We start from the raw sequence: 12,171 nt of genomic DNA on the forward strand, positions 1-12,171 counted from the left end.
GGCTCTGCTTTCATTCCGCGCCTCTCCCTGCGATTTAACGGAATAAAAACGCCCTGTAGTTAAATGAACATACAGGGCGCTAGATAGCAAGTAATTATTCTTCCTGCTCAGAGTATTACTTTTTTACTTCTCGCCACTGGCCGTCGGTATAGAACAATGACCATCCGGTCGCCTTACCGTCTTTCTCTGATGAAATATATTGCTGCTTGGTCTTACGGCTAAAGCGCACGATAGACGCGTTGCCTTCGGGATCCGCTGCCGGCGCATCGGCCAGATAGCGCAATTTTTCCGGCAGTCGGTCTTTAAAGCGCTGCAGTTCAGCTACCGTAGGCGCCCTCGTTTCCCTCGATTTCGGGAAAGTATTAGCAGCCAGAAAAACCCCTGCCGCGCCGTCTCGCAGGACAAAATAGGCGTCAGACTTTTCACACGGCAGCTCTGGCAATGGAACTGGATCTTCTTTTGGCGGCGCGATGTCGCCGTTGCGCAGGATCTTGCGCGTATTCTTACAGTCAGGGTTGGTACATCCCATGTATTTACCAAAACGCCCCATCTTCAGATGCATCTCGGAACCACACTTATCGCACTCAATCACCGGACCGTCGTAACCTTTAATGCGAAATTCACCTTCTTCGATTTCATAACCGTCGCAGGACGGATTATTACCACAGACGTGCAGCTTGCGGTTCTGATCGATAAGATAGCTGTCCATCGCCGTTCCACATTTGCTACAGCGGCGGCGCGCGCGCAGCGCATTGGTTTCCGCATCATCGCCTTCCAGAATGTTCAAGACCTCAGATTCTGGGATCAGGTTGATAGTTTGCTTACAGCGCTCTTTGGGCGGCAGCGCATAGCCGGAGCAGCCGAGGAATACGCCGGTGCTGGCGGTTCTTATCCCCATTTTCCGTCCGCAGGTCGGGCAATCGATAGAGGTCAAGATCACCTGATTAGGACGCATCCCTCCTACTTCCGGATCCTGCTCGGCTTTATCAAGCTGCTGGCTGAAGTCAGAGAAGAAGTTGTTGAGCACGCCCTTCCAGTTGGCTTTATTGGTCGCCACGCTGTCGAGGTTATCTTCCATTCTGGCGGTAAAGTCGTAGTCCATCAGATCGCGGAAGTTTTCCTCCAGGCGATCGGTAACGATTTCACCCATTTTTTCGGCATAGAAGCGACGATTCTCAGTATGAACATAGCCTCTGTCCTGAATGGTGGAAATAATCGACGCATAGGTTGAAGGACGGCCGATGCCGCGCTTTTCCAACTCTTTAACCAAAGACGCTTCGCTAAAGCGCGCGGGCGGCTTGGTAAAGTGTTGGCTTGGCAGCAGCTGCACTAAATCCAGCGTCGCGCCGACCTCTACCGTAGGCAGCGTTTTATCTTCATCGTTTTTGCGCAGCGCAGGGAGTACGCGAGTCCAGCCGTCAAAGCGCAGCGTTCTGCCTTTAGCCTTCAGGAGATAGTCTCCAGCTTTAACCGTCAACGTCGTAGAGTCATACTTCGCCGGCGTCATCTGGCAGGCAACAAACTGACGCCAAATGAGCTGATACAGGCGCTGAGCATCCGCTTCCATATCTTTTAGCGACTCAGCCAGGACGTTCACGTCAGAAGGACGGATAGCTTCGTGCGCTTCCTGAGCGTTTTCTTTACTGCTGTAATGGTTTGGCTGCGCCGGCAGGTACTTATCGCCAAAGCTTTCGCCAATGTAACCTCTGACCATGTTGAGCGCATCCTGACTCAGGTTGGTTGAGTCGGTACGCATATAGGTGATATAGCCCGCTTCATACAGACGCTGCGCCATCATCATGGTTTTCTTTACGCCAAAGTTCAGCCGGGTACTGGCCGCCTGCTGCAGCGTAGACGTAATAAACGGCGCGGAGGGCTTGCTGGTAGTTGGCTTATCTTCTCGCTCTAAAACCTCATAGCGCGCCTTTTCCAACAGCGCGACCGCTGCCTGAGTCTCTTGCTGATTAACGGGTTTAAACGCCCCGTCCTGATAGTGCGTTACCTGCATTTGCAGCGGAGCGTCGCTTCCGTGATCGAGGTCTGCGTGCAGCTCCCAGTACTCTTGCGGCACAAAGGCCTTGATTTCACGCTCGCGCTCGACCACCAGGCGAACGGCGACGGACTGAACCCGACCGGCAGAAAGGCCGCGGGCAATCTTTTTCCACAGCAGCGGAGAAACCATATAGCCCACCACGCGATCCATAAAGCGGCGCGCCTGTTGAGCGTTAACGCGATCCATATTGAGTTCGCCAGGCTCTTTAAATGCCTCGCGGATTGCGTTTTTGGTGATTTCATTGAAGACCACGCGACGATACCGGTCGTCGTTACCGCCGATGACCTCCCGCAGGTGCCATGCAATGGCTTCCCCTTCGCGGTCAAGGTCGGTTGCCAGATAAATAGTATCGGCTTTTTCGGCTAAGGCTTTCAGCTCTGCGACAACTTTCTCTTTGCCGGGAAGAATTTCATAGTGAGCGGCCCAGTCGTGATATGGATCAACGCCCATACGGCTAACCAACGCCTGCTGCGCATCTTTTTTGACCTTGGCGCCTTTTGTCGAAGCGCTGCTTTTCGTTCCCGAACCGCTCGTCGGCAAATCCCGGATGTGACCAACGCTGGATTTCACCACGTAGTCACTGCCCAGATATTTATTAATTGTTTTGGCCTTAGCCGGGGATTCCACAATAACGAGCGATTTACCCATAACGTTGTTTACCTAAATTGGCCCTTCTCAATAAAATACAACATAGCGAATTTTGCAGAACATCACAAAAACGCCGCGTTTAATGTTGAGGTCAAAATGCGAAACGTCAAGCCCTCGCTTTCTTCCTCGTTCGTATGTAGCCGTAAACGCTCGATTTTCTCAACGCTTTACGCTGCGTTCGTTTGTTCCGAAAGCCCATAACTCTACCTGATAAAAAGCACTACGCAACAAAATTAGCGAGAATAACCGTTTTTTATCGATAAAAACGAGCGGCTCCAAGGAGAAAAAACGCTATCCTGCATAAGTTCTGACGCATTGCTCTGGCAGGGTCTGAGCGATAAAATGCGTGAATGGTTTAAGTACGTAATTTGAGTACATTGGAGTAAATAATGAAAACCGAGACTACGCCTATATCGCGCCAAGCGCTATTAAAAGAAGCGAATCAACTTATCCGCGACCATGAAGACTTCATTCACGGAATGGAAGCTACCGACGTAGAGCAAAAAGGCAGCGTTCTCGTTTTTCGGGGAGAGTACTTCCTGGACAAAGACGGGCTGCCGACCGCCAAAACGACGGCCGTATTCAATATGTTCAAACATCTGGCCCACGTGTTTTCAAACAAATATCATTTGGAATAACGTTTGACGGGTAACGATTGATATAAAAACTGTGCTTAATGCAGTTTTACAATAGTAAAAAAGCAGAGAGAACCTCTCTCTGCTTTCTGAAAAGCCTTCTGGCTTAAGTGGAGAGCCTTGGGTACTTAAGCGAAAAGCTTCAAGAATTTTGTAGCTGCGTCACTGCCGACAACAGCGCCTACCGCGGCGCCAAAGGCAGAAAATACGAAGCTGCTAAAACCGTCCCACCCTTTACTTTGCCCAATAGCTGAAGCACAGGCCGCGCCGTCCAGTGCGCCTTCAATGCAGCCACCGTTAACGGCTTCCATTTCATTTTTATTTAATTCACGCATCTTCACACCTCAATATCATTTAAATATTTGCAATAAGAAACAATAACGTACAAACAGAATTCATCTGAAATATACCATGCTAATTTTTATAAAATTAAGGGGAATTTACTAAAATTATCTTTTACTAATCGCTCTGTAATCAAGACAGAGATTGGAATTAAATACGGACTCACCGCGTTATAGACATCACTAAAAAACGCCTAAGTTAACTTCACATTATGTCTAAAAAACGTCGGCGCATTCCGCATTCATCAGGCCCTAACCATTAATGCAGGAACGCGCCGACTGAGAGTTTCAATTAAAGAGTGGGCTTTTGTCCACGCTGCCACCAGCGCAACAGAAGACGATCGCAGCTTTCCGCCGCGCTTCCCGTCAGCCGGTCAATCAGGCGCTTTCGCTGGGCATAGCGCACGCCAATGACGTCGCGTTTGTTTAACTGGGCAATGAGCAGATCGTCACTGGTACCTATTTCGTCAATCAGCCCCTTTTCTTTAGCCTGAACGCCAAACCAATGCTCTCCCGTCGCTACGGCGTCAATATCCAGCGACGGACGCTGTTCGCTGACGAACGCCTTAAACAGCCGGTGGGTCTCGTTCAGCTCTTCGCGAAATTTCTCTCGCCCCGCTTCCGTATTCTCACCCAATAGCGTCAGCGTACGCTTGAATTCACCGGCGGTATGCAGCTCAACGTCAATCGCATTCTTCTTCAGCAGTCGGTGAAAGTTCGGAATTTGCGCAACCACGCCGATAGACCCCACAATGGCAAACGGCGCGGCAACGATGCGATCGGCAACGCAGGCCATCATATAGCCGCCGCTGGCCGCAACTTTATCCACGGCAACCGTTAACCGAACGCCGGCCTTACGCAGCCTATCAAGCTGAGATGCAGCCAAGCCATAGCCATGCACTACGCCGCCCGGGCTTTCGAGCTTAAGTAAAACTTCATCTTCCGCCTTAGCGACCGCCAGTACGGCCGTTATCTCCTCCCTAAGAGCCTCAACCTCATGGGCATCCATGCTGCCTTTAAACTCCAGCACGAACAAACAGGGCTTTTGCTTGCTTTGTTCGCCGCTTTTAGCCGCCTGCTTGGCCAGTTTTGCTTCCGCTTTATCCTTTTTCTTTTGCGCCTTGTTCCACAGCTTTTGTTCCGCCTGCGGCATGCGGGCCACCTGCATCTCCTCCTGCATGTGGCGATACTGCTCGCCTAAATCGACCAGCGTCAGTTCGCCTCGACGGCTGCTTTTACGCTGAGTTGCGCTAAGAATAAACAGCGCAGCGGCGGCGACTACGACGACAAACGTCGCAATCTTCGCCAAAAATAAACCATATTGAGAAATCCACTCCACGGCATTTTTCCTATCGGGTTAATAAAACCGGGTAACGATGTACGCATTCAACGCGGTAAAAGTATAGCCTCTTTCACCGTGACAGACTGATATCGTTGCCTATTTCAGCTATGATTAACATCATAATGCAGCCACCCCACGTCCCTTAAGTAATTCGAGTTGCATGACAAAACGCCCACGGCGTTTTGAACGGCGCTTGCGCTGGCCCTGAAAAGGTGAGATCTGTGAATAGCCAAATATACAAAGCCAACGCACATGCAGCTTGAATTATGACGGGTATAAACCGGATAAATATACCGTAAGGAGAGAGTATGCACTACCAGGCACCGCGCGATTTGCTCAATGAAAAGATCATTATGGTTACCGGCGCCAGCGACGGTATCGGCAAAGAGGCCGCGCTAAGCTATGCGCGGCACGGCGCCCGGCTCATTCTGCTTGGCCGCAATGAAGATAAGCTAAAGCAGGTACAGCAGACGATCTCCGCAGAGGGTGGAAAGCCTTCCATTATTTTTCCTTACGACCTTTTAACCGCACAGCCCAAGCACTACGCCATGCTGCAAGAAGAGCTTATGAAAGAAGTGGACCATCTGGATGGCCTGCTGCACAGCGCCGGCCTTTTAGGCGAAATCGCACCGATTGCCGAACAGGATACTGAAGCCTGGCATCAGGTCATGCAGGTTAACGTTAACGCCGGCTTTATGCTGACCCAGGTTCTGCTTCCCCTGCTGCTTAAATCGCCCCGCGCGTCGCTTATTTTCACCTCTTCCAGCGTAGGGCGCAAAGGCCGACGCGGCTGGGGCGTCTATTCGGTGTCTAAATTCGCTACCGAAGGTCTGATGCAGGTGCTGGCCGATGAATATCAGGGGACAACGCTTCGCGTTAACTGTATTAATCCGGGAGGAACGCGAACGGCCATGCGCGCTCACGCGTTTCCTGACGAAGACCCAAACCTGTTGAAAACGCCGGCCGACATTATGCCGACCTATCTATACCTGATGGGCGACGATAGCCTACACGAGAATGGCGCCAGCCTTGACGCGCAGCCGGGAAGAGCCCCCGGCCCCGCAAAATAGAAATAAAAAGCGGAGAAGAACAGAAATAAAAAAACCGCCTCACAGTGAGGCGGTTTTAACGTATTGCGTAGGAAAAACTACTTGTTCATCAGCTTCTGCAGACAGCCGATAAACAGATCCGCCGCGGTTTTAAGCTGCTTCTCGTCGAAGTCAAATCCTGCCTGGTGGTGACCCGCAGTCAAATCGGCGCCGACGATGAAGTAGATGGACTTCCCGCCGTTACGCTGCACGCGCTTGGCCAGAATGGTAGCGTCTTCGCTGCCGCCGAACGAACGTTCAGGCACAACGGTCAGCTCAGCGTGCTGCTTAACGACGCCGGTCAGCAGGTCGACCAGCTCTTTGTCGTTAACCAGATCTACCGCTTCACCCATTACTTCGCTTTCAAGGCGCAGCTCAAAGCTGTGTGCTGCTCCTTCGGCCATGCGCTGAACCTGCTCGGCCATGAAGGTGTTGATGGCTTCGTCTTCACCGCGAACTTCAACCTGCAGTTCACCGTATGCCGGAACAACGTTACGGCCTTCGCCCGCTTTAATAACGCCGACGTTGATACGAGACATTCCCTTACCGTGGCGGGAAATGCCCAGCATCTGCGTAGCCGCATGGCAAGCGCCTGCCAGAGCGTTGCGGCCCAGGTGAGGCTCTGCGCCAGCGTGAGCCGGAGCGCCGTAAAAACGGAAGTCGAACTTGGTGGTGCACAGGAAGTTGTTCGGGTTTACCACGATTTCACCGGTCTTGGCGATGAAGCCCAGGTGCATACCGAGGAAATAGTCCGCATCGTCAACGATGCCGCTTGCCGCCATCGCGCTTGCGCCGCGCACGCCCTCTTCAGCCGGTTGGAACAGCAGCTTGACTTTACCAGACAGGCTGCTGCCGTTTTCCACCAGCCACTTGGCAATGCCCAGACCAATAGACATATGGCCGTCGTGGCCGCAGGCGTGCATCAGGCCCGCGCTCTTTGATGCAAAACCATCCTTGTTCGGGACGTGTTCGGCGGTAGCGCATTCCTGCACGTTCACGCAGTCAATATCAAAACGTAAAGCAACCGTCGGTCCAGGCTTTCCGCTGTCATACACGGCCATACAGCCGGTCAATTCTTCCATTTCAGCCAAAAGCGCTTCATCAACGCCGCGCTCTTTCGCCAGCGCCAAGCCTTTCTCAACGACTTCAGCCTTGCGGCCGCGAACAAATTCGCGGTTGATCACTTTAGGGCCTGCAAACACTTCCAGCCCCATTGCGCGCAGCTCTTTGATCAGGCGCGCTGTGGTCGTGAACTCAGACCAACCGATTTCAGGAAAGCGGTGAAGCTCTCTGCGCCACGTTACTAACTGTTCTAAATCAACTGTCGACATTACTTATATCCTTCTTTGTTGCTTAACTTGCGGTCTACTCGGTCGCACGATTACAGCATTACCAGAGCGACAAAAATCACCGCAACGATCATGCCCGGAGCCGTACGCTTGATAAGTTCTACCGGGTTAGCCGCGGCCAGGCCCGCACATACGATAGTCACACCCGCGATAGGAGACATCGTGCGTCCCAGTGCGCCGCCCATTGCAGCCGCCATGCCCAGGTCAGGGATGGTGTAACCGAATGCCGCCGCGTGGCGCGTTACCGTCTCGTTAAAGGCCAGAGCAGCCGCGTCGCCGGAACCGGTAATAATCCCCATCAGGAACGGACCGATTGTTCCGCCCCAGCGGGCCAATTCAGGATGGTGAGTCAGGAAATAAATGAAGCTGTCAATCAGGCCAGACGCATTCAGGCCGGCAGCAAATACGCCTGCTGCGATGATGATGCCCAGAACGTCGCCGTAGGCGTTACCCATACCGTTAAAGAACTGCTTGGTCATGTTCGTTGGGCTGCAACGAGTAATAACCAGCGCATAAATGGCGCCGATAACCATCGCCGCCGGAACGGTCATCTTCACGCTGCCAAACCAGTTCGTGGTGCCCGCAATCAACAGCAGGATTAGCGGAATAAACGGTGCGGTAGCATAAAGATAGTTAGCGCCGCCCTCGTCTTTCGCATCCGCCTTGCCAGCGCCCGCTTCGCCTTCAACAGGCTGAATGCGGAACTCTTTGCGAACCAGCGCGACGATAGAAAGAGATACTGCGCCAATAGCGCCGATAGCAATGCTGAACGGCGCATGGTGTTTGATAAGGTCAATAACTTCCATCTTGGTGAAGCCGTCCGTTCCCACCATGATTTCGTTATACAGGTTGGAAACGAAGGCGTTGTGAGACATACCCGGGCTAAGGAAAGAACCGATGGTACCGCTCAGCACCGCTGCGCCGGCGATAGCCGGGTGGATGCGCGCGCCGATAAGCAGAGGGATCATCGTTGCCCCTACCGCTGCCGCACAGCCGGCCGCAGAAGGAATAGCGATGTTGATGAAGTAGGTCACAACAACGGTCGCTGGGATTAAGAAGAAGCCCAAACGCGTCATCATGCCGGTCAATGCTTTCACCAGGTGCATATCGCACTTGGTAAACTTCATCACGTAGGCAAAACCCATACTCGCACAGATTGCTTGTATCAGGCTGGCGGACGTCATGCTCTTGGCGAACGCGTCAAGGCCGGCCATTGGATTTAGCGCCAGCAGGCCCATAACCAGACCGGAGCCAATCAGCACCATTCGCGTTTCATACTGCTTTATCAACAGGTAAACGGTGATTGCAACAACCACCAAGGCTATGATTTGTGTAATCATGTTATTCTCACTATTTAACTCATCAAAACGGCAATAACCTTGCCGCGTCCACACCTATATTACAAATATAATTATGCAATAAAAAGTTAATGCTCCCAATAGCAATAAAACTGTCAATGACGATTAAACTATAATCTCAAAAGGCTTGTTTTGCACGGGCTCACTATAGCAATTGATACTTCGATATCGTTGATGGATGTCAAAAAAGGCGGGTGTTAGTACCGAAACAGTTAGATGCATCACAAAGATGGAAAATAAACGCCTTTCTTTCAAATAAGCGTGTTGACGAATAATAAACATCATTACTCCATTTAAATAAAAATTACTTACCTCATTATTTCATTAACGCCATCCCTGATAACAAAAAAGCAACAATACGCATTGGATACATACATTCTTAATTCTTACATGCGGTAACAGTACAAAAAATATATCTTCTCTCATAACGATATTATGCGTTTCTATTCGGCAAAAACCCTGCAGTTAGCAGGGTTTTATTATTGCTCTTAATATTTAGCCGCTGTGTAAAAAATGAGTGATAAACACAAATTACAACACATTTAGCCATTATCATTCATTTACATCACCCCTTCAGGCGCTTCTTCCCAGGCTGTCTTTCGCGATGGCCTGAAAGTCGTTAAAGCTCTTACTGTTCAACAGCCGCTTGGTGGCCTTCTCTCGCACGAAGGTAACGAACAGATCGTAAATAGCCATCGCCTCTTCATATTCCGCCTTGCTGATGGCCAGCAGGAAAACGACGTTGGCTACTTCCTTTTTCTCGTTGTTCCACTCTATGCCGTTAGGCGCAAGGATTGTCACAACCACGGTTTTATTGGCCAGAAGCCCCAAAGAATGGGGAAGCGCAATCCCCTCACCCAGCAAAGTAGAAACGATAGACTCTCGTTCAACCAGCGATGGATAGAATTCTTTGGTGACATAGCCATCCGCCTCCAGCTTTTGGCACACCTTCTTAAACAGCGCTTCTTGCGTCATCTTGCCTTTGACTATCATAAAGTGCCGTTCATCAAAGAAGCGCTCCAGAATATAAGGCTTCGTGCGATCAACCATCGCCAGGCGGCCAATCTGCTCAATCTGATACGGCGTTGGAAAAGGCGCGATCTTTACGATGGGCTTGTTTTTTTCAACCAGCCTTACGGTCGTAATCACAAAATCTTCGGCTACGCCGTCAAGCTCCTCGTAGTCCCGAAGAGAGATAACCCGCTGTACCTTCATTTGGGGGAATTCCCGTACAATCTTGGCCTCAATCATTCGGATAGTCGAATTGCCCGCGTCCGTCACCAATAACGCATGGGGGTGCCGGGTATAGCCGACGCTGTAATTGCGCTCAAGGCCTACGCCGATATGCACCGCCAGATAGCCCAGTTCGTCTTCGCTGATGGCGTAAGGAATTTGATGCTCTACGTTCGCCATGGCGCTTAGGGTTACGTCGTAAGCAAACGGATAGTACTGCTTAATATCGGACAGCAGAGGGTTTTTGGTATTGAGCTGATAGCGGACGCGCGTCAGCATCGCCGCCAGATGGGAGGAAAGGTCGGCTTTTAGCTTCTTATCGTGGCGCAGGTCGTAGTTATAGGAGTCATTAATATAGCTGAGGATATAGTCTACCAGCTCGTCGCTATAGCGTTCGCTGTCCTGAGCGCTTTCAACGTCTCCGCTGGGTATGCGCTGAGCGGAAATTTGAACGCTGAGGTAGGCTTCTTCCGAGCCGGAAAGCTCACCGCCGAGGAAATAGTCAAACCCTTTGGCGATTTCCGCCGCGGCGTTCGTTATCACGTCATCTACGCCTTCGGCGGCATAGTGAATAATTTCATGGCCTCGGGTTATACGCAGAATAGAAACGGCGCAGTTGAAGATTAGATACTGGCGCCCTTCATTCGTCAGGCGAATATCAAAACGGCTCACGCTGTTTTCCAACACCTTTTCGATATAGCCGAGATCGATATTGGTCAGAATGTCCTGTTTAAAGCTGTTTAGCGAGCGTTCGTTATCGCTGGAAAACTGCTGCCACAAAATGTCGGTAATGCAGGCGCGAATGGCCTGCTCGGCGCCAACCAGCTTGATACCCTGCCGCGGTATGGTGTCCAGGACTATCTGATACTTCTCCAATAGTTCTCTGACGGTCGACATGTCGTGCTGAAGCGTCCCTCGGCTGACAAACCACTCTTCGGCAATGTCGTCGAGTTTGATAGGCAAAGGCGCAAGTAAAAACTTTAGCAGCAGCGCATCGACTCGCTCTTTCGACGAGCGGGGTATCGCCTTGACCTGATGTTTTTGCATCGGCAGCGCGCCATAGCGCAGCGGATCGGTGACAGAAAGCCGGTATCCCTGGCCTCGCTCATAAACGACGTTCGCCCCATATTCGGACAGCACGTCGTTGAGTGCCGATACGTCGGTGCGTATCGTTCTGGTTGAAACGTTGAAGCGCTTTGCCAGTTCGTCCTGCGGCAGCGTCTCCGATCGGATAGCGTCAAACAAATAGGCAAGGCGTTGATAAGGAAATAGCGCCACGAACCACCCTTTTAACCCAATAGATATTATATAAATAGAATAATTGTGTTAAACGAAAGCCCTTCTGAACGAAAGGCTTTCAGACATCAACAAAAGCGTTGCACGTCAGACAACAAGCTTTTTGACAATGGCCAACAGCGTTTTTACGTCTTCAGGGCGGGTATTGCCCGTCGCCGAATCAATAATAGAACTATAGACATGGGGTATCACTTTTTCCACGCCTGCGTCCAACGCAATCTTCAGAATTTCTTCGAAATTATTCAGATCGATGCCGCCGGTCGGCTCCAGGTAGAAACGGTGTTCCGCGCAGGCTTTGGCGACGTAGGCGTACTCCTCCTTATGGGCTAAGCCGCGCATATTAAAGAACTTGATTGAGCTTGCGCCCATGTCTTTAAGCATGGCGATAGCCGTCTCTACCGGGACTATCGCATCAGGATAGGTCGAACTCAGCGGGCCGGTGGAAATTTTCACCAGTCCTACTTTTCCGGTAGGCGAAACCAGCGCATTGACCACGATCTCATTCTGCCCGAGCAGCGCGCGGCTAATGGGAGCGCCGGTAAATACCTGATTTACGTGCTGCGGCTGAATAACTCTGGAGATTTGCGACACCATCTCGGACTGGTTAGGATCGCCCGCGCCCAGCCCTACGGAAATGGCATTTTCAATATCGTTCGCGTACTTGGTCATATCCTCAATGGCGCTGGCCAAGTCGGGATAATTCTTCGACAGGACGCCGACCACCACGTGCTTCTGTGCTGCGGCATACACCTCGCGGGCATTTTCCCTTGAGCCTGCCAGAACGTTAAGGCAGACGCGATCGCGATAATAGTTTGGGGTCAATTTCAT

General features: G+C 51.3%; 9 protein-coding genes. 2 read left to right on the forward strand and 7 right to left on the reverse strand.

Annotated features, from left to right (window positions below; all coding sequences use genetic code 11):
* Positions 1 to 115: 115 nt before the first annotated feature.
* Positions 116 to 2,701, reverse strand: a complete 2,586-nt coding sequence (topA, locus tag V8L73_RS10530) for a type I DNA topoisomerase (protein ID WP_027273071.1) — start codon at positions 2,699 to 2,701, stop codon at positions 116 to 118.
* Positions 2,702 to 3,090: 389 nt separating this feature from the next.
* Here topA and V8L73_RS10535 point away from each other — a divergent pair, with 389 nt between their 5' ends.
* Positions 3,091 to 3,339: a YciN family protein gene (locus V8L73_RS10535; protein WP_027273070.1), complete on the forward strand. Its 249-nt coding sequence runs from the start codon at positions 3,091 to 3,093 to the stop codon at positions 3,337 to 3,339.
* A gap of 125 nt (positions 3,340 to 3,464) precedes the next feature.
* On the opposite strand, the gene V8L73_RS10540 is transcribed toward V8L73_RS10535, so the two are convergent.
* Complete coding sequence (locus V8L73_RS10540; protein ID WP_027273069.1) at positions 3,465 to 3,671, reverse strand: Blp family class II bacteriocin; 207 nt, start codon at positions 3,669 to 3,671, stop codon at positions 3,465 to 3,467.
* A gap of 298 nt (positions 3,672 to 3,969) precedes the next feature.
* Positions 3,970 to 5,016, reverse strand: a complete 1,047-nt coding sequence (sohB, locus tag V8L73_RS10545; RefSeq protein WP_347252951.1) for a protease SohB — start codon at positions 5,014 to 5,016, stop codon at positions 3,970 to 3,972.
* A gap of 311 nt (positions 5,017 to 5,327) precedes the next feature.
* Between sohB and V8L73_RS10550 the strand changes: the two genes are divergently transcribed.
* Positions 5,328 to 6,089: a YciK family oxidoreductase gene (locus tag V8L73_RS10550; protein ID WP_347252952.1), complete on the forward strand. Its 762-nt coding sequence runs from the start codon at positions 5,328 to 5,330 to the stop codon at positions 6,087 to 6,089.
* Positions 6,090 to 6,166: 77 nt separating this feature from the next.
* On the opposite strand, the gene V8L73_RS10555 is transcribed toward V8L73_RS10550, so the two are convergent.
* The 4 genes from V8L73_RS10555 to dagF form a co-directional block, all read right to left on the reverse strand.
* Positions 6,167 to 7,438 carry an amidohydrolase gene (locus tag V8L73_RS10555; protein ID WP_027273066.1) on the reverse strand — a complete coding sequence of 424 codons (1,272 nt, stop codon included), beginning with the start codon at positions 7,436 to 7,438 and terminating at the stop codon, positions 6,167 to 6,169.
* 50 nt (positions 7,439 to 7,488) lie between these two features.
* Positions 7,489 to 8,796, reverse strand: a complete 1,308-nt coding sequence (dcuC, locus tag V8L73_RS10560) for a C4-dicarboxylate transporter DcuC (RefSeq protein WP_027273065.1) — start codon at positions 8,794 to 8,796, stop codon at positions 7,489 to 7,491.
* Positions 8,797 to 9,387: 591 nt separating this feature from the next.
* A complete protein-coding gene (locus tag V8L73_RS10565; protein WP_261830879.1) occupies positions 9,388 to 11,325 on the reverse strand; it encodes a BglG family transcription antiterminator in 1,938 nt (645 codons plus the stop codon).
* Between the two features lie 105 nt (positions 11,326 to 11,430).
* Positions 11,431 to 12,171 carry a 2-dehydro-3-deoxy-phosphogluconate aldolase gene (dagF, locus tag V8L73_RS10570; protein ID WP_347252953.1) on the reverse strand — a complete coding sequence of 247 codons (741 nt, stop codon included), beginning with the start codon at positions 12,169 to 12,171 and terminating at the stop codon, positions 11,431 to 11,433.

The organism is Leminorella grimontii (assembly GCF_039789245.1).
Lineage (GTDB): Bacteria > Pseudomonadota > Gammaproteobacteria > Enterobacterales > Enterobacteriaceae > Leminorella > Leminorella grimontii.